Origin of the sequence: Flavimobilis rhizosphaerae (genome assembly GCF_014852685.1) — a bacterium.
GTDB lineage: Bacteria > Actinomycetota > Actinomycetes > Actinomycetales > Cellulomonadaceae > Flavimobilis > Flavimobilis rhizosphaerae.
The window spans coordinates 239,115-259,783 of the sequence record NZ_JACZDF010000003.1; the positions used below are offsets into that span (position 1 = coordinate 239,115).

Genomic DNA, 20,669 nt, shown 5'->3' on the forward strand with positions numbered 1-20,669 from the left:
GGAACCATCTTTGCTGCCGCGTGCCCCGAGCGCGAGGGCTGCGCGCACATCCGTGGGCACCAGCATGCGGAGGGGCGCTGTGATCAGGTGTGCTCCGATGGGAGAATCGAGCCCATGGCCAAGCTGTACTTCCGCTACGGAGCGATGAACTCCGGCAAGTCGACGTCGCTCCTCCAGGCCGCGCACAACTATGAGGAGCGCGAGCACCGGATCCTCCTGGCGAAGCCGGGGGTCGACACGAAGGCTGGGCGTCAGATCCACTCGCGTCTGGGTGTCGTGCGGGAGGTCGACTACCTCGTGGGTGCGGACGACGACGCGTACGGGCTGTTCCAGCAGCACCGGTCGGCGGTGCAGCTCGCGAGCGGGCGTGACGTCTCGTGCCTGCTCATCGACGAGGCGCAGTTCCTCTCGACGCAGCAGGTCGACGACCTGCTGCGGATCGCGGTCCTCGACGGCATCCCGGTGATCTGCTACGGCATCCGGACGGACTTCCGCACGGAGGCGTTCCCTGGGTCGCGCCGCCTGCTCGAGATCTCCCACTCTCTCGAGGAGCTCAAGACGATCTGTCGCTGCGGGCGCAAAGCGATCTTCACGACGCGTCGGATCGACGGTCGGGCGATCTTCGACGGCGCGCAGGTCGCGATCGACGGGGGTGCGGAGGTCACGTACGAGGCCGTGTGCGCGGCGTGCTACCTCGCGGAGTCGGGCGGGCGGCTGCCCTGACCCGCCTACCGTCCTCGAGGTTGCGCGGCGAGGACGGAGCCGCCGCGATGCTCGGCGAACCAGTTCGTGGCGTAGGCGACGAGCTCGCGCACGGGGACGACGACGACCTCGGCCGCCCCGAGGCGCGCCGAGGCGACGAGCGCAGGGTGAGCGGCACGGAACCCGGCACCGCAGGCGCCGAAGTCCTCGTCGGCCGGGACGACCTCGCGCCACGTGACCCAGCGGCGCTCGCCGTCTACGGTCATCGGCGCGCCCTGGTCGACGACGGTGCGTCCGGGCCAGTCGGTGCGGTTCTCGGCGAGGTGGAGCGCTGTGCAGCTGTCGAACCCGGTACCGAGCAGGCAGACGAGCGCATCAAGGTCCTCGAGGGCCCGCATCGGTGACCGTTCACCGGCCGCGTCGTCGAGGTCGTGGACGGCGGTGACGCGCGACGCGTGGGGTCCGAGGGCCGCGACGGAGCGCTGCGGGTGCCCGGATCTCAGGACGCCGGGCCAGGTGCGGAAGAGCTCGGCGACGGCACCCATGGTGCGCGTGGGTGTGCGTGCCGGGTCATACGGGGGCAGGTGGTCGCGCAGCAGCGGGTACCACTCGGGGTCGATGTCGGGGAGGCGCAGGAACGCAGGGTCGCACAGCTGCCAGGACTGGGCGGGCATGACGGTGGTGCCGTCGGGTCCGACGGCGTCGAGGATGCCGCGGAGCAGCCCGTCCTCGGCGCCGACGACGTGCCCGAGTCGGGACATCGCTGTGTGGACCATGACGGTGCGGCCGGCGACGCCGAGCTCGCGGAGGGTTGCTGCGACGTCTGCCGAGGTGAGCGGGGTGGTGAGCACGCACCTAGTGTGCCCGCCGCGGCTCCGCTCCACATCCCCCGATGTGTGCCGGCACCGGTACGGCGCCCGCCTGTCCGGGACCGTGCGGCCCTGCTGGCCCTCACCGCGGCCACGCGATCGGTCCGGGGCCGCTGATGAGGTTCAGCGACCCCGGACCGGAGCAGCGGCCTGGATGTGGCACGCGGGGTGCGCAGGTGTCGGCGCAGACAGCGTCAGTCGTCCGAGAGGCGCTTCCACGTGGCGAGCGCAGCGCCGATGACGCCGGCACGCTGACCGAGCTCGGCGACGACGATCTCGGGGACCGTCGCGACCCTCACGGTTGCCTCGAGCTTCGCGCGAAGCGGTCCGACGAGCTTGTCGCCTGCGGCGGCGAGACCGCCGCCGAGGACGATCCGCTCGGTGCCGAGGAGCGTGATGGCGCCGAGGATGCCGAGGGCGAGCGCCGTGATGGCTTCGTCCCACACCGCGTCGGCGAGCGGGTCGGATCCGAGGGCCTGAACGACCTCGAGCGACGTCGCGGCGTCGCGACCCGTGGCTGCGGCGTAGGCGATCCCGATGGACGACGCCGAGCAGTACCGTTCGAGGCAGCCGCGCTGCCCGCACGGGCACTCGATGCCGTTCTCGCGGATGACGACGTGCCCGAGCTCGCCCGCCTGGTTGGTACCGCCGCCGACGGCGACGCCGCCGACGGTGAGCGACGCAGCGATCCCAGTGCCGATGAACACTGCGAGCATGTCGTCGACGCCGCGGCCCGCCCCGAGCTCGCGCTCGGCGAGGCCGGCACAGTTGACGTCGTGGTGAAGCAGGACGGGAATCCCGAGGCGGTGCCCGAGGATGTCCGCGACCGCGGTGTCCCGCCAGCCGAGGTTGCCAGCGAGGAGGACGACCCCTGTGCGGGAGTCGACGACGCCCGGGACGGCGAGGCCGACGGCCTCGACGGGTCGGTCGCCCGCCTCGACGAGGAGCGCACGGCAGACGCGTTCGATCGCGTCGAGCGTGGCGTCCCCGTCCGAGCCCGCGGTGGGCTCGTGCGACGCGGCGTGCACCGTTCCCGCGGGGTCGACGAGCTCCCCGCGGATGTTGGTGCCGCCCACGTCGAGGGCGATGACAAGGCTCACAGCGCCTGCCACTCCGGCTTGTTCGCGAAGACGTAGCGGTAACGCTCGGCGTTCGCCAGGTCGGCTGCGGCGTCCTCGTCGACGAGCAGCGTGACGTGCGGGTGCATCTGGGCGATCGAACCGGGGCAGCTCGCGGTGACGGGGCCCTCGGCCGCTGCTGCGACGGCAGCGGCCTTGCCGGCACCGGTCGCGACGATGAGGAGGTGACGTGCCTCCATGACGGTCCCGAGGCCCTGCGTCAGGGCGTAGCGCGGCACGTCGTCGATCGAGTCGAAGAAGCGCGCGTTGTCGGAGCGGGTCTGCTCGGTGAGCGTGACGATCCGGGTGCGCGACGCGAGCGACGATCCGGGCTCGTTGAACGCGAGGTGCCCGTTGGTGCCGATGCCGAGGATCTGCAGGTCGACGCCGCCGGCAGCCTTGATGGACTCGTCGTACGCACGACCGGCGGCGGGGATGTCGTCGGCGGCGCCGTCGGGGCTGTGGACTGCGGTGTCGGCGATGTCGAGGTGGCTCGTGAAGACGCGCCGGATGAACTGATGGTACGACTCGGGGTGCCCGACGGGCAGGCCGATGTACTCGTCGAGGCAGAATGCTTCGGCCGCGGCGAAGGAGAGGCCTTCCTCGCGGTGGCGGCGGATGAGCTCGGTGTAGACGGGGAGCGGCGAGGATCCGGTCGCGAGGCCGAGCACGGGGTGTGCGTTCTCGCGGACGGTGCGCTCGAAGATGTCGGCCCCGACCTTCCCGACGACGTCGGCGGACGGCAGGATCACGATCTCCATGGGGGTGCCTTTCTCAGGGGTGGGTGCGCCCGGCGTCACGCCGGGCGCACCCGTGGATGCTGCTGTCAGCCCTTGACCGCGCCGGAGACCATTCCGTCGGTCATCTTGTTCTGCACGAACAGGAAGAAGACGATGACAGGGATGGCGACCATGATCGCGCCAGCCATGACGCCGGGCCAGTCGATCGCGGCGTTGCTCGCCGAGGTCAGACCCTGGAGCCAGAGCGGGACGGTGCGGTTGGACGGGCTCATGATGACGGTTGCGAGAGTGAACTCGTTCCACGCCTGGAGGAAGGCGTAGACGCCCGACGCGACGAGGCCCGGCGCGAGGAGTGGGAACGTCACGATGAAGAACGCCTTGGTGCGGCTGCAGCCGTCGATCATCGCGGCGTGCTCGAGGTCGACCGGGATGCCTTCGACGAACCCGCGGAGCATCCACACCGTGAACGGGAGGACCGCCGCGATGTAGAGGATCGAGAGGCCGATCATCGTGTTGAGCAGGCCCCAGCCCTGAAGCATCTTGTACTGGGAGATGAAGAGACCCTCGGCGGGGATCATCTGGACGATGAGCACGGTGATGACGAGCGCCTTGCGGCCGCGCCACGTGAAGCGGCTCACGGCGATCGCTGCGAGGAAGGCGAAGAGCAGCGCGACGACGACCGTGATGAGGGTGACGATGAGGCTGAGCTTCATCGAGTTGAGGAAGCGCTCATTGAAGACTCGTCCGAACGAGGAGAAGTCTCCGCCGAACGGCAGCCACGTGGGGTTCTTGCCGCGGACCTCGTCCGCGGGCAGGAGTGCGGAGTTCACCATCCAGTAGACGGGGAAGACCCAGACGAGCGCGACGAGGCCGCCGAGGATGTTGGGGAGAAGACCCTTGCGCACGTCACACCTCCTTCGCGAGCTTGCGGACGTAGAAGAAGGTCAGGCCGAGCGTGAGGGCGAGCATGAAGATCGCGACGGCTGCGGCCTTGCCGAAGTCGCCCTGGCCGAGACCGAGGTTGTAGATGTACGTGCCGAGGAGGTTGGTCTCGCTCGCGACGCCACCTGCCTGCTGGAGGTAGTAGATCTGCGCGAAGACGCGCAGGTCCCAGATGACCTGGAGCAGGGAGACGACCATGACGACGGGCATGATCGTGGGGAGCTTGATGTGGAGGAACCTCTCCCAGGCGTTGGCGCCGTCGAGCTCGGCGGCCTCGAGCTGCTCGCCGGAGACCTGCGTGAGGGCGGCGTTGAGCGAGAAGGCGACGAACGGCACCGACATCCACACGACGACGATGACGGCGATCGTGAGGAAGGAGACCGGCTCGATGAGCCACGAGTGGCCCTTGAACTGGTCGAGGCCAATCTTCACGAGGAGCCAGTTGATGACGCCGTAGTTCGTGTCGAAGAGCCACTGCCAGATGGTCATCGATGCGATGACGGGCATGGCCCACGCGATGAGAAGCACCGACTGGACGACGACGCGGAGCCATCTGACGAGCTTCGTCATGAGCACGGCGACAGCCATGCCGACGACCATCGTGAGCCCTGCTGCGGCGACGCAGAAGAGGAGCGATCGGGTGATGACGGCCCAGACGGCGGGGTCGGCGAAGATCGCCTTGTAGTTGTCGAGCCCGATCCACTCGGGCGCCTTGCCGAACTGCTGCTCGAGCCCGTACTTCTGGAAGGACATGACGAACTGGCGCACGAGCGGGTAGCCGAGGGCGATGACCATCGTGGCGATGACAGGCAGGACGAGCAGGTACGGCGCGATCGCGGTGGCGCGTCGGGCGCCACTCGCGGTCGGGGCCGGGCGTCGCCCGGCCGCTGCTGCGCGCCGGCTCTGCGGGGCGCGCGCAAGAACGTCACTCATGAGGACACTTCAATCTTCCCGGGACGGGGCAGGGGCGCCGGCCGGTGGTGGCCGGCGCCCCTGTCACGGTGCTGTCGTCAGTTGAGCATCTCGCCGAGACGCGCGTCGGCGTCCTTCGCGATGGCAACGATGTCGCCGCCAGCGGCGATCTTTCCGAAGGTCTCCTCCATGAGCTTCGCGGCCTCGACGGAGGCCCAGCCGGGCGAGCCCGGGGTCAGCTTGGAGTTCTCGGCCGAGGCGATGGCGGCCTTGGCGAAGGCGTCGTCACCCATGAGCGAGTTGAACTCGGAGACGGCCGGACCCATGCCGTTCTTGGCGAGCTGGGTCTGGAACTCCTCGGAGTAGATGATCTTGAGGAGCTCGGTCGCGAGGTCCTGGTTGGCCGACTTCGCCGAGATGGCGAGGTTCGAGCCACCGGCGAGACCGGCCGCGTACGTGCCCGCCTCGACGCCGGGGACGGCGAACGGAGCGAACTTCACGTCCTCCTTGACGGACCAGCGAGCCCAGCCCGGAGCGACGAACATTGCGGAGTCACCCTCGTTGAAGGGGACCCACGGCTCCTCGTCGAGGCCGTCCTTCGGCGCGTGCGTGCCGTTGGTGAAGATGTCCTGGACCTGGGCGAGGGCCTTCTGCGACTCGGGGCTGGAGAGCGCGCCGACCCACTTGCCGCCGTCGACCTTGGCGATCTCGCCGCCGTTGGCGAACAGCCAGAAGAGGCCGTTGCGCCAGTCCTGGCCGGGGAGCCAGAGGCCCGAGCGGTCGTCCGTCGTGAGCTTCTTCGCGGCCTCGTTGAGCTCGGCGAGCGTCGTGGGAACCTTGACGCCCTCCTTCTCGAAGACCTCCGTGTTGTAGAAGACGTAGCGCGAGCCCCAGTAGTACGGGACGGCGTAGAGCTTGCCGTCGTACGAGCCGGCCTCGACGAACGACTTGGGGCCGACCTTGTCCCCACCGAGGTCGGGGAGGAGCGCGGTGAGGTCGCTGAACGCGCCGACCGAGGTGAAGGTCGGAGCCTGCGTGTTGCCGATCTCGACGAGGTCAGGGGTCTGCTCGGCGTTGGGGAGCGCCGTCTGGAGACGCGGGACGAGCTCCGACCACTCGATCTGCTCGATCTTGAGGGTGGCGCCGCCCGTCTTCTCCTTGAACGTGTCGGCAAGCCACTTGCGCATGTCGTCGTTCGTGTCCGTGCCAGCAACCCAGAACGTGATGGAACGCTCGGACGCGGGCGCGGTGGGCTTGGGCGCCGCGGTGGTGGGCTTGTCGCTGGAACCGCCGTCGGTGGAGCACGCGGTGAGCGCGAGCGCGGCCACCGCGCCGAGCGCGGCAATCTTGTGGATCTTCATCGATCTATCCCTTCGGCGGTCGGCTCCGACCGCTGACGTGGTGATGCGTGGACAGGTACTGCTGTTCCGTCAGGAGAGCCCGAGCTCTCCGTCGAGGACGAGTGCGGCTGCGCCGTGGAGGACGCCGTCGCGACCCAGCGCGGACATGCGAACAGTGACCTGCTCGTCCGCGAAGGGGCGTGTGAGGGCCAGGACCGTGGACTCGGTCGCCTGGCGGAAGGGGCCGTCGATGAGCTCGGACGGGCCGGAGAGCACGACGTCGCGGAGGCCGAGGGCCTGGACGACGGGTGCGAGGACGGTGCCGAGCTGACGCCCGGCGGAGGAGAGCTCGCTCGCAGCCTGCGCCTCGGAGAGGCCTGCGACGCGTGCGCGGAGGCGTGGCACGGCGACGAGGGGTTCGAGGCAGCCGTGGCGGCCGCAGGTGCAGGGGTCGCCGTCGGGGACGACGGTGACGTGGCCGATCTCGCCTGCGGTGCCGTAGGGGCCGCGGAGGAGGTTGCCGTCGAGGAGGATGCCGGCGCCGACGCCTCGTCCGATCTCGACGAGGAGGAGGCCTGCGCCACCGCCCTTGATGAAGGTGTCCTCGGCGAGGGCGGCGCTGTCGGCGTCGTTGGCGACGTGGACGGGAACGCCGAGGGCGTCGCGCAGGTGCTGGCCGAGCGCGAGGCGCTCCCAGCGGAGGTTGGGGGCGTTGCGCACCTCGCCGTCGACGGAGACGATGCCGGGGGTTCCGACGCCGAGGCCGAGGACCTTCCCGGGCGCGTCGAGGAGGAGGCGGCGCGCGAGCTCGACGGTGCGGTCGACGGCGTCGTCGCCGCGGTCGTCGCCGAGGGCGACCTGGTGGGTGACGACGACGGTGCCCTCGAGGTCGACGACGGAGCCACGGAGGTCGTGGTCGCCGGAGAGGTCGAGGCAGGCGATGTAGGCGCCGGTCGGGTTGACCCCGACGAGCGTCGCGGGCTTGCCCATGTGGGTTCCGGGGCGGACTCCGAGCTCGATGACGAGATTGTCGGCGATGAGTCCTGCGACGACGTCCGAGATCGTGACGCGCGCAAGCTTCGTGAGTCGGGCGAGGTCGGCTCGCGATTGGGGGCCGTCGTCGACAAGATGCTGCAGGACGAGGGTACGGTGGTGCAGGCGGGTATCTGAGGGCAGGATCTTTCCTGCCGGCGCAGCGACGCGCTGGGTTGCCTGTCGCGCGTCTCGTGACGATGTCGTCCTTGCCATGAAAGTAAGTACACCTTACTTACTATCTATGGTCAACCCCCGAGCCCCGCCGTTACCAAGTCGCAACGGATGAAGGATTCCATCTTGAGCAACCGTCCAGCCCTCCTCCCCGCACCCCGTCGAAACGTTCTGACCGGCGCGTCCCGCACGATCACCGCGGACGAGGTCATCGCCCTCGCGGACGCCCTCCGCCCCTGGGCGCCGCACGCCGCCCGTCGCGCCACGGAGCTCTCCGCCACGCTCGCCTCCGGAGCGGGTGCTGGCGACGTCACCGCATCGACCGACACCACGCTCGATGTCGAGGGCTATCACCTCGCCGTCACCGACGACGCGCTCACGCTCTCGGCTGCCGACGCCCCCGGCGCCTACTGGGCTGTCACGACCCTCGCCCAGCTCGTCGACGCGGACGCCAGCACCGTGACGCTCGGCGAGATCGACGACGCCCCCACCTACCCGCACCGCGGCCTCCTCCTCGACGTCGCCCGCCACTTCTACGGCCCCGAGCACCTCCGCCGCCTCGTCGACCTCATCTCGGAACTGCGCCTCAACAGCCTCCACCTCCACCTCACCGACGACCAGGGATGGCGGCTCGAGATCCCGTCGCGCCCGCTGCTCACCGAGCTCGGCGCGACGACCGACTGCTCCGAGGGACCAGGCGGCTTCCTCACGCTCGCCGAGTACGTCGAGTTGCAGGAGTACGCGGCGGCACGGCACGTCGAGATCGTCCCCGAGATTGACCTTCCAGGGCACACGCACGCCCTGCTCGTCGCCTACCCCGAGGCATCGCAGGACGGCGCCACCCGCGAGCCCTACACCGGCACCGAGGTCGGGTTCAGCACGGTCGACCTCACGTCCGACGCCTCGTGGGACCTCGTCACCGACATCGTCCGGACCGTCGCCGAGCACACGCTCGGCGACCGCATCCACCTGGGCGGCGACGAGTGCCTGACGCTCGACGCGCAGGACTACGGCGTCTACGTCACGCGCCTCGCCGCGCTCGGCGTGTCGACCGGCAAGCACCTGACGATGTGGCAGGAGGCGCTCCACGGCGACCTGCCCACCGGGTCGTGGCTGCAGTACTGGACGCACCGGGTCGACCGGGAGAAGTTCGCGGGACGCGTCGAGGAGCTCGACCTCAGGGTCGTCTCGTCGCCCGCGCCCAAGGCGTACCTCGACATGTTCCACGACGAGCACCAGGTCGTCGGGCAGGACTGGGCGGGGTACATCGACCTCCGCACCGCGTACGACTGGGACCCCGTCGCCGAGCTTCCGGGCGTACCCGCCGAGCGCGTCATCGGCGTCGAGACGGCACTGTGGACGGAAACCGTGCGGAACTGGGGCGACGTCACCTACCAGCTCCTGCCGCGCATCGCAGCCGAGGCGTCGGTCGCGTGGGGATCGCCGCGCGACTTCGACGCGTTCGAGCAGGACGTCACCGTGCACGTCGCGCGCTGGGAGGCGGCCGGCGAGGTCGTCCACCGCCCCGGGGACCGTCGGGGAGCCTGACGACGGCTCGCGTGGGCGGCGTGCGCGCCGCCCACGCGAGCACGGGGTGCCGCGATGCCCGACGATCTGCAAGGATCGCCCCATGTCGATCGACCGGACCCTGGGTGACGACGAGCGCGTCGTCCTGCAGACCCGCCCGCACATCAAGATGGTCTTCGTGCCCTTCCTCGTCCTGCTGCTCGCCGCGGCGGGCGTCGTTGCGGCCCTCCTGCTGCTGCCGGACAACGACTCCAAGACGTGGCTCATGCTCGCGATCGGGGTGGTCGCACTCGTCGTCATCGTCGTGTGGACGCTCGTGCCGTACCTGCAGTGGCGTACGACGTCGTACACGTTCACGACGCGTCGTCTCATTACGCGCTCGGGGATCCTCACGAAGACGGGCCGCGACATCCCGCTGTTCCGCATCAACGACTTCACGTACGAGCGGGATCTGCTCGACCAGATGCTCGGCTGCGGGACGATCGTCGTCTCGGACGCGACGGAGAAGGCGGGCGTGCTGCTCTACGACGTGCCGCGCGTCGCCGAGGTGAAGAAGCAGCTCTCCGAGCTGCTGTTCAAGGCCGACGACGGCTCGGACGACGGCGAGTTCCCGCCGACGGACCCGCGCAACGGCCGCCGCCGCTGACCGCCTGCCGGACCGCCGTCTCGCCATCCGGGACGGCTTGGGTGGGGGTCCGACGCACCCCTAGGCTCGCACCACCATCCAGAGCGGCCGAGAGTCCTGGCTCGTCGACGCCGCAGCAACCCGCCCAAGAGGAAGCCTCCTGAGGGAACGGGTGCTCACGCCAGGTCCGATGGACCGACCCTGCGGAGGCTGACCCATGAGCATCACCAGCACCGGCGGCGCGCCCGCGCGCCCGACCGTCTCCTTCGAGCTCATGCCCCCGCGCAACCCCGACGCGGCCCCGAAGTTCTGGGCGACCGCCCGCGCGCTCCTCGCCGCACGCCCCGACTTCGTCTCCGTCACCTACGGCGCCGCCGGCACCGACCGCGCCACGACACGCCAGGTCGTCCAGACGATCGCCCGCGAGACTCCCGTCCTGCCCATCGCACACCTCACGTGCGTCGCCGCGACGCGCGAGCACGTCACCGAGGTCGTCCGCGAGTTCCTCGACGCAGGCATCCGCTCGTTCCTCGCGCTGCGCGGCGACCCGCCCGTCGGGCAACCCGACTGGACCCCGAGCCCGGGCGGCGTCAACTCCTCCGAGGACCTCATCCGCCTGCTCCAGCAGGTCGAGGCCGTGCGCTGCGGCGAGTCGCCCGCGAGCGCGCTCCGCGGCGCGACCCGCCCCCTGACGATCGCGGTCGCGACGTTCCCCGGCGGCAACCTCGCCGCTGGCACGACGCCCGCGCAGGAGGTCGAGCGCCTGCTCGTCAAGCAGGAGGCGGGAGCGACGTTCGCGATCACCCAGCTCTTCTACGAGGCATCGACGTACGTCGACTTCGTCGAGCGCGCCCGCGCCGCGGGCGTCACCATCCCCATCCTCGCCGGCATCCTGCCGACAACCGAGCCCCGCCGCCTCCACCGGGTCGCGGAGCTCACGGGCGTGCCCGCACCGGTGCGGCTCACGGCCGAGCTCGAGTCCCTGCCCGAGGACGAGAGGCACGCGCACGGCATGCGCGCGTCGATCGACCTGGCGCGGGCCGTGCTCGACGCCGGGGCGCCTGGCCTGCACGTCTACACCTTCAACAACGCTGCACCAGCACTGGACCTGCTCGAGGGTGTTCACCTCGGCGGCGACGCGCAGATCGCGTCGGACCTGGCCGGAGGGCCGCGGGTCGGTGAACCCCTCAGGGACGTCGCACGAGTCGACGGCCCCTGATCTCACCTCCAGGAGCACCAGCATGACCATCTCCCAGGGCACCCCTGCCCCCACTGCCGGAACGATTCCCGCATTTCCGACCGCGACGATCCTCGGCTACCCCCGCATCGGGCCGCGCCGCGAGCTCAAGCGTGCGCTCGAGTCCTTCTGGGCCGGGCGGACGACCGCTGCGGAGCTCGAGGCCGTCGCGGCGGACCTGCGCGCGACGACCCGCGCCCGCCTCGGCGCGCTCGGCCTCACCGGCAACTCCGCGGTGCCCGCGGCGTTCTCCTTCTACGACCAGGTCCTCGACGCGGCCGTCACCGTCGGAGCCGTCCCCGAGCGCTTCGCGCACCTCGTCGCGTCGGACGGCACGCTCGACCTCGCCGGGTACTCGACGGTCGCCCGCGGCGCGGGCGCGCTCGCGCCGCTCGAGATGACGAAGTGGTTCGACACGAACTACCACTACCTCGTCCCCGAGATCGGCCCCGCGACGGCATTCCGCCTCGCGTCGGACCGGCTCGTCGCCGAGGTCGCCGAGTCCGTCGCGTCGGGGGTCGTCCCGCGTCCCGTCGTCGTCGGGCCCGTCACCTTCCTCGCGCTGTCGAAGGCCGCGGACGGTGCACCCGACGGCTACGAGCCGCTCGACCGGCTCGACGACCTCCTCCCGGTCTACGTTGCGCTCCTCGAGCGCCTCGCCGCCGCGGGTGCGCAGTGGGTGCAGCTCGACGAGCCCGCGCTCGTCACTGACACGCTGCGCACGGCGCCCGACGCCCTCGCGGCGGCCGCCTCCCGCGCATACGCCGTGCTCACCGCCGCACCCGTCGGAGCGCAGCGTCCCGCGATCCTCCTCGCCGCACCGTACGGCGAGCTGCGTGAGTCCCTCCCCGCGGTCGCCCTCAGCGGCGTCGAGGCAGTCGCGCTCGACCTCGTCGAGGGATCCGTGCCCTCCGGGCTCACCGACGAGGTCCGCGCGGGGCTCGCCGCCAAGGTGCTCGTCGGCGGCGTCGTCGACGGTCACAACGTGTGGCGTGCCGACCTCGCGGCGGCCGTCGAGCGGCTCGACGCGCTGCGCGCCCTCGGCGCTGGCGTCGCCGCGTCGTCGTCGACGAGCCTCTTCCACGTGCCGCACACGCTCGACGACGAGGGGCACCTCGACGCAGGGCTGCGGTCGTGGCTCGCCTTCGCCGACGAGAAGGTCGCCGAGGTCGCGGTGCTCGGGCGCGCGCTCGTGTCGGGCACCGACGCCGTCGCCGCCGAGGTCGAGGCCGCGAGCGCGGCCCTCGCCGCGCGCGCCGTCGCCGTGGGTGTCCGCGTCGACGCCGTCCGCGAGCGCACCGCAGCAGTGACGGATGCTGACCGCAGGCGCGGCGACGTCGCCGAGCGGCGCGAGGCGCAGGCCGAGCGTCTGCGTCTCCCGGCGCTGCCCACGACGACGATCGGCTCGTTCCCGCAGACCGTCGAGATCCGCAAGGCGCGCGCCGCGCACGCGAAGGGCGAGCTCGCGACCGACGCGTACGAGGCCGCGATGCGCGCCGAGATCGAGCGCGTCGTGCGCCTCCAGGAAGAGCTCGGGCTCGACGTCCTCGTCCACGGCGAGGCCGAGCGCAACGACATGGTCCAGTACTTCGCGGAGCTGCTCGACGGCTTCGCGGTGACCGAGAACGGCTGGGTGCAGTCCTACGGCTCGCGCTGCACGCGGCCGTCGCTCCTGTGGGGCGACGTGTCACGGCCCGCGCCCATGACGGTCGGCTGGGCGTCGTACGCGCAGTCGCTCTCCGACAAGCCCGTCAAGGGGATGCTCACGGGCCCCGTGACGATCATGGCGTGGTCCTTCGTGCGTGACGACGTCGCAAAGCAGGAGGTCGCCGACCAGCTCGGCCTCGCTCTGCGCGACGAGGTCGCCGACCTCGAGGCGGCCGGGATCGCGGTCGTCCAGGTCGACGAGCCCGCGCTGCGCGAGCTCCTGCCGCTGCGCCGCGAGGCGCACGCCGACTACCTCGCGTGGTCCGTCGGCTCGTTCCGCCTCGCCACCGCGGGGGCAGCGCCGTCGACGCAGGTGCACACGCACCTGTGCTACTCCGAGTTCGGCGAGGTCATCGGCGCGATCGACGCACTCGACGCGGACGTCACGTCGATCGAGGCGGCACGCTCCCGCATGGAGGTGCTCGGCGAGCTCGAGGCTGCCGGGTTCTCGCGGGGCGTCGGGCCGGGCGTGTGGGACATCCACTCGCCGCGTGTGCCGTCGGCCGAGGAGATCTCCGAGCTGCTCGCGCTCGCGCTCGGGTCCGTCGACCCGAGCCTCCTGTGGGTCAACCCGGACTGCGGTCTCAAGACCCGCGGGTACGCGGAGACGGAAGCGTCGCTGAGGAACCTCGTCGAGGCGACGCGCGAGGCTCGCGCCACCCTGGGAGCCCCGGTCCCGGCCTGACCCCACCCGACCCACCTCCCCCCTCTCCAACTCGTAGGTCTCCAGCACCATTCGATGGTGCTGGAGACCTACGAGTCGGGATTTCGGTACGCTCGCAGGCGTGACCGCTCAGCCGCCGCCCCTGCCCGGTTCCACGCCCGACGGCCCGGTCCCCTCCGGTTCCGCCGGCGCCCCGCGCCCGTCGGGCACGGGTGCCGTTCCTCGCGGGACCGTCACCGCCCCCGGGGGTGGCGGCGATGTGCTCGTCGGCCCGGCCGGCTGGTACCCGCACCCCGACGGCCGCGAACGCTGGTGGGACGGCACCGCGTGGACGGAGCTCGCACGCACGGGTGGCAAGGTCGCGCACGTCGACGGCTCGGATCGCACGTCGGCCGCTCGCGACGAGGCTCGCGGCAGGCGTCGCGGCGCGTTCCGCTTCGTCGGCGGTCTCGTCGCGCTGCTCCTCGTGTGGGCGCTCGGCAACGCCGTGTGGGACATGGTCGTCGAGCGGAACGCTCAGCTCGAACGGACGACGCCCACCGAGCGTGCGCGCTCCGTCCTCAACGCCCCGCGAGGTCTCGCGACGGGCGACGACGCATGCCCGACGACCGACCGGCAGCTCGTCGACCCTGCCGCACCCGGAGTGGCTCGCTGGCGCGAGCTCCGCGGCTGCGGCCTCACCCCGGCGCTCGACCGCAAGGGATGGGAGTGGGTGACGCGCCCGACGGAGGAGTCGCCGACGGCCGTCGTCGACTACACGTTCGCGAAGGTCGAGGACGCGAAGCGTCCGGACGCGAAGCTCGGCGGGACGACCGTCCGGCTCACCCTCACGCTCGAGAAGGCGTTCCTCGGCTGGAAGGTTTCCGCGGTCGAGGGCCTGCCGGCGCGCGCGAAGGGCTGAGCAGCGCTCAGAACAGCGTCATGTCCTGCGCGACGACGCTCGCCCCGCCCATCCCGTCGGCCTCGACGCGGTAGGTCCGCGCCCTCGGGCGCTCGGCCAGGTGCGCGCGCACGACGCCGTCGACGACGTGCACCGCGGCGCCGTCGTCAGCCGCCCATCCTGCGGGAAGCACGCCGGATGCGACAGCGGCCGCGTAGTCGTCGACGCGGTCCTCGCCGTCGGCGTGCGGGCAGAAGCTGCCCGCGACGAACCCCGTCCCACCGCGCCACGGCACGACCTCGGGCCCGAACGAGTCGGTCGTGCAGCCCTCGAACCAGCAGTTCGCGCCGGCGGACAGGCCCGCGAGCACGAGGTCGCGCCCGGCGGCGAGGCGCCTCAGCTCGCGCGTCACGCCGTGGATGTCCCACAGCGCCACGAGGTTGACGGTGCTGCCGCCGCCGACCATGAGAACGTCGACTCCGTCGAGCGTGCGTGCGACGGACTGTGCGCCGTCGGCGACGAGCCGCAGCACGCGCGTCTCGCAGTTGAGCGGCGCGTACGCGGCCTCGAAGCGCTCGATGTACAAGGTGGCGTCGCCGCTCGCCGTCGGCGCGAAGCAGACGGTGGGCCGGTCGACGCCGGCCAGGCCGAGCGCGTAGCGGTCGAGCGCGGTCGCCGCGTAGCCGTCGGACATCGAGAAGCCGCCGCCACCGAGGGCGAGCACGTGCGTCGTCATCGCCCCACCCCACCGTACGGGCGCTTGTCCCGCAATCTCTTTCGCACGCCGCCCGCCGCGGGACGTGGCGGACGCCACGTCCTAGCTCGCCAGGCCCCACGGCGTGGTCCCGTCCTCTTCACGCGAGGTCCACGGCTGCTCACTACGCTGGTGAGCGATGAGCCCGCGCCCCGCAGCCCCACGCACACCGCCGGAGACCCCTCCGACGGCGGAGCAGTCGCGCCCGCAGCCGACCATGCCGACACGGCCATCGCTCGTGACGATCGCCGCGAGCGCGCTCACCGCCGTGACGTCGACCATCGCGCTGTCGTACCTGGGGGTCGCCGGGACGATCGTCGGCGCGGTCGTCGCCGCGATCCTCACGGCGTTCGCGAACTACGCGTACACGCGCTCGCTCGTGCGGACGCAGGTCGTCGTCACGCAGCTTGCGCCTCGCTACCTGCGGACGGCGACGTCCGCGGAGGACACCGCGGTCCTCGATGCGGTCCCCGCCGGTCCGGCCGACGTGCCGCCGCTCCGCGACGAGACCCCGGCTGGCCTGCTCGAACCGACCGTGACGACGGACGTCATCCCGGTCGCTGCTGCTCCCGAGGTCGCGATCGTCACGCGGGAGACGCCCGTCGTCGCGCGCGTCACCGAGGAGTCGACCGGTCCGTCGGTCCCGCCACCGGCCACACCTCCGGTCGACGAACGCGTCGGCCGCGACCTCATGGCGCCGACGCGGCGCAGCCCGCGCCGCACGTTCGCGGTCGTCGCGGTGACGACGTTCGTCGTCATCATCCTCACGCTCACGGTGGTTGAGCTCGGGCTCGGCCGCCCGCTGTCGAAGGCGCTGCGCGGCGTCGAGGGGTCCGGCACGACGATCTCGCGCGTCCGCGAGAAGGCGCGCCCCGTCACCCCGACGGAGAAGCCCACGACGACACCGTCGGAGGAACCCACGACGGACGCGCCGACGACGCCCACGGAGGAGCCCACGACGGACGCGCCCACCGTGACGCCGTCGCCCACCCCGACCGACGAGCCCACGGACCCCGCGACGCCCGTGCCGCCCGCGACGCCGACCGACATGCCCACCGACGCCCCGACGCCGGAACTTCCGCAGCCGGGCGGAACCCCCGTCCCGGAGCCGCCGGCCCCGCAGGACGACGCGTCGGTCGCCACCGACGAGGCTGCGGCGGACGACGTCAGCGCGTCATCGTCCCTCGGCGCCTGAGGCCGCGCGAGCGGCCTCGCGCGTGACGAGCCGCGCCTCGCGCAGCAGCGCACGCTGCGTGCGCTCCGGGTCGTTCGCGTACGCGTAGTACCAGCCGATGAGCAGGCCTCCGCCGACGAAGTTGCCGACGAGCGCGATGCCGACGTTCGCGAGGGCCGGCCAGATGTCGATGCCGCCGTGGAAGCCCTGGATGGTGAAGAGGACCGTGTTGGCGACGGAGTGCTCGTAGCCGAGGAAGGCGAAGAGCATGACGGCGACGATCATCGCGAGGACCTTGACGCCGTCGGCCTTGACGAGCCCGTTGTAGACGAGCAGCATCGCGAGGTTGATGAGGAGGTTGCAGAGGATCGCGCGGACGAAGAGGTCGAGCATCCCGCTCGACCCTGAGGTCACGTAGTCGAGCTTGTGCTCGACGGCCTGCGTGACGAGCGTCCCGGTCGCGTCGTCGATCATCGACGACCCGGCGACGAGCAGCGCGATGAGCAGCCCGCCGAGGGCGTTCCCGAGGAGGCAGAGGGCGAGGAGCGCGCTCGCGCGGCGCACGCGCATGCGGCGGTGGTAGACGGCGATCGTCGCGATCATCATGTTCGACGTCAGCAGCTCGGAGCGCGTGAAGTAGATGAAGACGAGCGCGAACCCGAAGGCGACTGCGCCGACGAGCTTGCCGATCGTGCGCAGCTCGGGGTCGACGGCGACGAAGCCGGCGATGATCGTGTAGTTCGCGAGGTAGAAGATGCCGATGATGATGCCGGCCATCGCAGCACGCATGAGGTACACCTGCGTGATCGAGCGCGACATCTCGGCCTTCGTGTCGGCGGCCTCAAGGACTGTCGAGACGAAGGTCTTGCCGGGGAAAAGATTCTCGGGTGCGTCGGCCATGCCTCTAGTCTCCCCGGAGCACCCCGTAAAGTCATGGGGCCTCTCGGCGGGGTGAGTAGTGCCGCGTGGCGGTGGCGCGGGTCACGACGCGGACTAGTGTGGATGTCATGGCTGGTGAGACATCGGCACGACCGCACGTGACGCTCTCGACGGCGAGCGTCTACCCCCGCAAGGCCCCGCTCGCGTTCGAGCTCGCGGCCGAGCTCGGGTACGACGGCGTCGAGGTCATGGTGTGGAACGACAAGATCTCCCGCGACGACCTCGCCCTCGCGCGCCTGGCACAGGAGACGGGTGTGCCGATCCGATCGGTCCACGCGCCGACGCTCATCGTCTCCCAGCAGGTGTGGGGCACGAAGCCCGGGCACAAGCTCGCGAAGACCGTCGACATGGCTCTCACGCTCGGTGCGTCGACGGTCGTCGTGCACCCGCCGTTCGCGTGGCAGCGTGGCTACTCGCGGCACTTTGCGGAGCAGGTGCGCGCACTGTCGGAGGACTCGGGGCTCACCATCGCGGTCGAGAACATGTACCCGTGGCGGGGCCGGAAGCGTGAGTTCATGGGTTACCTGCCGGGTTGGGACCCGACGGAGCACGACTACGACCGTGTGACGCTCGACGTGTCGCACGCCGCGACGTCACGGCAGTCGTGCGTCGACCTCGCGGCGCTCTTCGGGCCGCGTCTCGCGCACGTGCACCTCACGGACGGCACCGACTCCGGGTTCGACGAGCACCTCGTGCCGGGCCGCGGGACGCAGCCCGTCCGCGAGCTCCTCGAGGGTCTGGCGCGCAGCGGCTTCGCGGGTGACGTCGTCGTCGAGATCGGCACGCGCAAGGCGCGGGACGCGACGGAACGTCGCGCCGACATCGCGCAGTCGCTGCACTTCGCGAAGACGTACCTCACGGTCGACGCGCACGCGGAGTACTCGCCCGCGCCGGAGCACCACCGGCCGGAGTCGCCCTGGGTGTGAGGCCAGCCGGCCGCGACACCCGGCGCGGCACGACCGACCTCAGAACGACGCGAGCCGCGTGAGCAGCTCCGGCGCGCGTGCGTCGAGCCGTCGGGCGCCGAAGCGCACGCCGACGAGCAGCACGACGACGCCGAGCGCGATCCCGACGACGGCCGCTGCCCACCCGAGCGCCACGGATCCGCGGACGATCGCGAGGACCGTGAGCACCGCGGCGGGCGCGAGGACGACTGCGAGCGCGAGCGTGCCGAGCATCTGCGAGAGCATCATGCCCATCGAGCCACCCTGCTTCGCCCCGAACGGGTTGTCGCCGGGCTGGTTGACGGGGAAGACGACGAGTGCCGAGACGAGCGACGCAAGACCGAGCGACGCGAGGAGCGTCGCCGCTCCGACGCCGAGGAGAGCGGGCGCCATGTCCCACCGGTCGGCGCGACCGAGGGTCCACAGGGTCGTGACGAGGGTGAGGAGCGCACCCGGCACGCCGATGGCGACGACGCGTCCCCACCGGTCGTCGGTCCAGCGCATCGGTGCGGCGACGTGCGTCCAGAAGGCCGTCGAGTCGAGGGCGATGTCGACGGAGATCGCCCAGCCGCACGTCCACGCGACGAGGGGGCCGGCGACGAGCAGCCACGGGCCGTCGCCGGCGAGCACCGCGACGATGACGACGAGGACGGGCACAGAGATGAGCGACGTCGCATAGCGGGGGTCCCGGACCCAGTACGTGAGACAGCGCGCGAGCACCGCGCCGACGGGCGAGTCGGGGACGCGACCGAGGACGCCGAGGCCCTTGCCGTGCCCTGCGGAGGCGCGGGCCGGTCGGGTGAGCTGCGTCGTGAGCGACCGCCGCCACCAGAGGACGAGGAGTGCGGGGGTCGCGAGCGCGATGACGAGGTGGCCCGCGAGCGCGGCCCAGGCGCCCGCAGCGACGTCGGCCGGCAGCGCGAAGGCCGCACCGAACGGCGTCCACGACGCCCAGGCCGCGGTGCCGGCGACCGTCTCGGGCGTGATCGAGATCGAGTCGACGAGGAGGATCGCGGGCGCGACGACGCTCACGAGGAGGACTGCGACGACGACGGCGAGATCCCGCCCGCGACGCCCCTCGACGAGCGGCCGTGCTGCCGTCGTCGTCGCGCGCCCCCCGAGCACGGCGGTCGTGACGCCGAGCGGGACGCCGACGAGCGCAGCGAGCAGCGCCGCGGGCTCGGTCACCCATGCGAGGACGAGGCCGAGCGCGGCGACGACGGTGAAGATCCCGCCGGGTCCCAAGAGCGTCGCGACCGAGCTGCCGACCATGAGGTCACGGCGAGAAAGCGGGAACGGCGCGAGGCGCCGGGGGTCGAAGGTGTCGTCGAGCCCGAACGCGACGAGCGGTCCGACGGTCCAGACGAGGACGAGGATCGCACCGCCGACGACGACCTCGGCCGAGAGGTCGCTGCGCAGGCCCCCGACGAGACCCGCGACCGCGAGGAGCCCGCCGAGGCTCAGCGCGTAGAGCATCGCGACCACGGCGCCGATCGTCTGCCACACGCTGCGCCGCAGCGTGCCGAGGTACACCTGCCAGCGCAGGCTCAGGAGCTGTGCAACCACTCGAGCCCCTCCCCCGAGCGGCGTCCGCCGACGAGCTCGACGAAGCGGTCCTCAAGGCTCGCGCCGCCGCGTACCTCGTCGACGGTGCCAGCCGCGAGGACGCGGCCGGCGGCGAGCACGGCGACGTGGTCGCACATGCGCTCGACGAGGTCCATGACGTGGGAGGAGACGACGACGGTGCCGCCCGTGCCGACGTAGTCGGCAAGGATTGCGCGGATCGACGCGGCGGAGACGGGATCGACGGCCTCGAAGGGCTCGTCGAGCACGAGGAGCCGTGGCGCGTGGACGAGCGCGCACGCGAGCGCAATTTTCTTCGTCATGCCCGCGGAGTAGTCGGCGACGAACGTGTTGGCGTCGGCCTCGAGGTCGAGGGCGCGCAGGAGCGCCTCGGCGCGCTCGCGCGCCGTCGTGCGCGGCAGGCGGTGGAGCATGCCGGCGTGGACGACGAGCTGCAGCCCGGTGAGGCGGTCGAACAGCCGCACGCCATCGGGCAGGACGCCGAGCAGGGACTTCGCCGTGACGGGGTCGGCCCAGAGGTCGGTGCCGCGGACGGTGACGCGGCCCGCGTCGGGTCGCAGCAGGCCCGTCGCCATCGAGAGCGTCGTCGTCTTGCCAGCCCCGTTGGGGCCGACGAGACCGAAGAACGAGCCCGCCGGGACGGCGAGGTCGACCCTCTCGACCGCGACCTTCTCACCGAAGGTCTTGCGCAGGCCCTCGAGCCCGAGCGCGACATCCATCTGCAGCTCCCCTCCCGGCGACGGCCGCATGCCGTCGTCGGAGACGACGCTAGCGCGGGCCTCGGACATTCGCGTCCGACCCGGGT

The 20,669-nt window shown here is 71.5% G+C and carries 19 protein-coding genes; 8 read left to right on the forward strand and 11 right to left on the reverse strand.

Going from position 1 to position 20,669, the window contains the following annotated elements; all coding sequences use genetic code 11:
* Positions 1-114 precede the first annotated feature (114 nt).
* Positions 115-723 (forward strand): thymidine kinase, encoded by a 609-nt coding sequence (locus IGS67_RS07355; protein WP_192279256.1) that lies wholly within the window; start codon positions 115-117, stop codon positions 721-723.
* Between the two features lie 5 nt (positions 724-728).
* Here IGS67_RS07355 and IGS67_RS07360 read toward each other — a convergent pair whose 3' ends face one another.
* From IGS67_RS07360 to IGS67_RS07390, 7 genes are all read right to left on the reverse strand, one after another.
* Positions 729-1,553: an aminoglycoside N(3)-acetyltransferase gene (locus IGS67_RS07360; RefSeq protein WP_328741952.1), complete on the reverse strand. Its 825-nt coding sequence runs from the start codon at positions 1,551-1,553 to the stop codon at positions 729-731.
* A 212-nt stretch (positions 1,554-1,765) separates the two neighbouring features.
* Positions 1,766-2,671: an ROK family protein gene (locus tag IGS67_RS07365; RefSeq protein ID WP_328741954.1), complete on the reverse strand. Its 906-nt coding sequence runs from the start codon at positions 2,669-2,671 to the stop codon at positions 1,766-1,768.
* Positions 2,668-3,450: a glucosamine-6-phosphate deaminase gene (nagB, locus tag IGS67_RS07370; protein WP_192279260.1), complete on the reverse strand. Its 783-nt coding sequence runs from the start codon at positions 3,448-3,450 to the stop codon at positions 2,668-2,670. The genes IGS67_RS07365 and nagB overlap by 4 nt, the downstream gene beginning before the upstream one ends.
* A gap of 65 nt (positions 3,451-3,515) precedes the next feature.
* The gene (locus tag IGS67_RS07375; RefSeq protein WP_328741956.1) at positions 3,516-4,334 is read right to left on the reverse strand and encodes a carbohydrate ABC transporter permease; all 819 of its coding nucleotides are present in this window, start codon (positions 4,332-4,334) and stop codon (positions 3,516-3,518) included.
* Between the two features lies 1 nt (position 4,335).
* Positions 4,336-5,304: a carbohydrate ABC transporter permease gene (locus IGS67_RS07380; RefSeq protein ID WP_192279262.1), complete on the reverse strand. Its 969-nt coding sequence runs from the start codon at positions 5,302-5,304 to the stop codon at positions 4,336-4,338.
* A gap of 77 nt (positions 5,305-5,381) precedes the next feature.
* Positions 5,382-6,644, reverse strand: a complete 1,263-nt coding sequence (locus tag IGS67_RS07385) for an extracellular solute-binding protein (RefSeq protein ID WP_192279264.1) — start codon at positions 6,642-6,644, stop codon at positions 5,382-5,384.
* Between the two features lie 69 nt (positions 6,645-6,713).
* Positions 6,714-7,871 carry an ROK family protein gene (locus IGS67_RS07390; protein WP_192279266.1) on the reverse strand — a complete coding sequence of 386 codons (1,158 nt, stop codon included), beginning with the start codon at positions 7,869-7,871 and terminating at the stop codon, positions 6,714-6,716.
* An 84-nt stretch (positions 7,872-7,955) separates the two neighbouring features.
* On the opposite strand from IGS67_RS07390, the gene IGS67_RS07395 reads away from it, so the two are divergent.
* From IGS67_RS07395 to IGS67_RS07415, 5 genes are all read left to right on the forward strand, one after another.
* Positions 7,956-9,377, forward strand: a complete 1,422-nt coding sequence (locus IGS67_RS07395) for a family 20 glycosylhydrolase (protein WP_192279269.1) — start codon at positions 7,956-7,958, stop codon at positions 9,375-9,377.
* 82 nt (positions 9,378-9,459) lie between these two features.
* Complete coding sequence (locus IGS67_RS07400) at positions 9,460-10,002, forward strand: PH domain-containing protein (protein WP_192279271.1); 543 nt, start codon at positions 9,460-9,462, stop codon at positions 10,000-10,002.
* Positions 10,003-10,198: 196 nt separating this feature from the next.
* Complete coding sequence (locus IGS67_RS07405) at positions 10,199-11,200, forward strand: methylenetetrahydrofolate reductase (RefSeq protein WP_192279273.1); 1,002 nt, start codon at positions 10,199-10,201, stop codon at positions 11,198-11,200.
* Between the two features lie 22 nt (positions 11,201-11,222).
* Positions 11,223-13,610, forward strand: a complete 2,388-nt coding sequence (gene metE / locus IGS67_RS07410) for a 5-methyltetrahydropteroyltriglutamate--homocysteine S-methyltransferase (protein ID WP_192279274.1) — start codon at positions 11,223-11,225, stop codon at positions 13,608-13,610.
* 100 nt (positions 13,611-13,710) lie between these two features.
* Complete coding sequence (locus tag IGS67_RS07415) at positions 13,711-14,490, forward strand: DUF2510 domain-containing protein (RefSeq protein WP_192279275.1); 780 nt, start codon at positions 13,711-13,713, stop codon at positions 14,488-14,490.
* A 7-nt stretch (positions 14,491-14,497) separates the two neighbouring features.
* Here the strand turns inward: IGS67_RS07415 and IGS67_RS07420 are convergent, their stop codons facing one another.
* A complete protein-coding gene (locus tag IGS67_RS07420) occupies positions 14,498-15,205 on the reverse strand; it encodes a Type 1 glutamine amidotransferase-like domain-containing protein (protein WP_192279276.1) in 708 nt (235 codons plus the stop codon).
* Positions 15,206-15,362: 157 nt separating this feature from the next.
* On the opposite strand from IGS67_RS07420, the gene IGS67_RS07425 reads away from it, so the two are divergent.
* The gene (locus tag IGS67_RS07425; RefSeq protein WP_192279277.1) at positions 15,363-16,418 is read left to right on the forward strand and encodes a hypothetical protein; all 1,056 of its coding nucleotides are present in this window, start codon (positions 15,363-15,365) and stop codon (positions 16,416-16,418) included.
* Here the strand turns inward: IGS67_RS07425 and IGS67_RS07430 are convergent.
* Positions 16,398-17,297, reverse strand: coding sequence for a formate/nitrite transporter family protein (locus tag IGS67_RS07430; protein ID WP_192279278.1), 900 nt, complete (start codon positions 17,295-17,297; stop codon positions 16,398-16,400). The genes IGS67_RS07425 and IGS67_RS07430 overlap by 21 nt on opposite strands.
* Before the next feature lie 107 nt (positions 17,298-17,404).
* Here IGS67_RS07430 and IGS67_RS07435 point away from each other — a divergent pair, with 107 nt between their 5' ends.
* Entirely contained in the window at positions 17,405-18,262 is an 858-nt protein-coding gene (locus IGS67_RS07435) for a sugar phosphate isomerase/epimerase family protein (RefSeq protein ID WP_192279279.1), read from the forward strand.
* A gap of 39 nt (positions 18,263-18,301) precedes the next feature.
* On the opposite strand, the gene IGS67_RS07440 is transcribed toward IGS67_RS07435, so the two are convergent.
* The gene (locus tag IGS67_RS07440; RefSeq protein WP_192279281.1) at positions 18,302-19,846 is read right to left on the reverse strand and encodes a hypothetical protein; all 1,545 of its coding nucleotides are present in this window, start codon (positions 19,844-19,846) and stop codon (positions 18,302-18,304) included.
* Positions 19,828-20,613 carry an ABC transporter ATP-binding protein gene (locus IGS67_RS07445; protein WP_407925818.1) on the reverse strand — a complete coding sequence of 262 codons (786 nt, stop codon included), beginning with the start codon at positions 20,611-20,613 and terminating at the stop codon, positions 19,828-19,830. The genes IGS67_RS07440 and IGS67_RS07445 overlap by 19 nt, the downstream gene beginning before the upstream one ends.
* Between the last annotated feature and the right edge of the window lie 56 nt (positions 20,614-20,669).

Bases quoted from the DNA above. Each gene is read 5' to 3' on its own strand.
- IGS67_RS07435 (WP_192279279.1), top strand. From the start codon at position 17,405: ATGGCTGGTGAGACATCGGCACGACCGCACGTGACGCTCTCGACGGCG.
- IGS67_RS07405 (WP_192279273.1), top strand. From the start codon at position 10,199: ATGAGCATCACCAGCACCGGCGGCGCGCCCGCGCGCCCGACCGTCTCC.
- IGS67_RS07400 (WP_192279271.1), top strand. From the start codon at position 9,460: ATGTCGATCGACCGGACCCTGGGTGACGACGAGCGCGTCGTCCTGCAG.
- IGS67_RS07380 (WP_192279262.1), bottom strand. From the start codon at position 5,304: ATGAGTGACGTTCTTGCGCGCGCCCCGCAGAGCCGGCGCGCAGCAGCG.
- IGS67_RS07385 (WP_192279264.1), bottom strand. From the start codon at position 6,644: ATGAAGATCCACAAGATTGCCGCGCTCGGCGCGGTGGCCGCGCTCGCG.
- IGS67_RS07425 (WP_192279277.1), top strand. From the start codon at position 15,363: ATGAGCCCGCGCCCCGCAGCCCCACGCACACCGCCGGAGACCCCTCCG.
- IGS67_RS07430 (WP_192279278.1), bottom strand. From the start codon at position 17,297: ATGGCCGACGCACCCGAGAATCTTTTCCCCGGCAAGACCTTCGTCTCG.
- IGS67_RS07355 (WP_192279256.1), top strand. From the start codon at position 115: ATGGCCAAGCTGTACTTCCGCTACGGAGCGATGAACTCCGGCAAGTCG.
- IGS67_RS07390 (WP_192279266.1), bottom strand. From the start codon at position 7,871: ATGGCAAGGACGACATCGTCACGAGACGCGCGACAGGCAACCCAGCGC.
- IGS67_RS07445 (WP_407925818.1), bottom strand. From the start codon at position 20,613: ATGCGGCCGTCGCCGGGAGGGGAGCTGCAGATGGATGTCGCGCTCGGG.
- IGS67_RS07420 (WP_192279276.1), bottom strand. From the start codon at position 15,205: ATGACGACGCACGTGCTCGCCCTCGGTGGCGGCGGCTTCTCGATGTCC.
- nagB (WP_192279260.1), bottom strand. From the start codon at position 3,450: ATGGAGATCGTGATCCTGCCGTCCGCCGACGTCGTCGGGAAGGTCGGG.
- metE (WP_192279274.1), top strand. From the start codon at position 11,223: ATGACCATCTCCCAGGGCACCCCTGCCCCCACTGCCGGAACGATTCCC.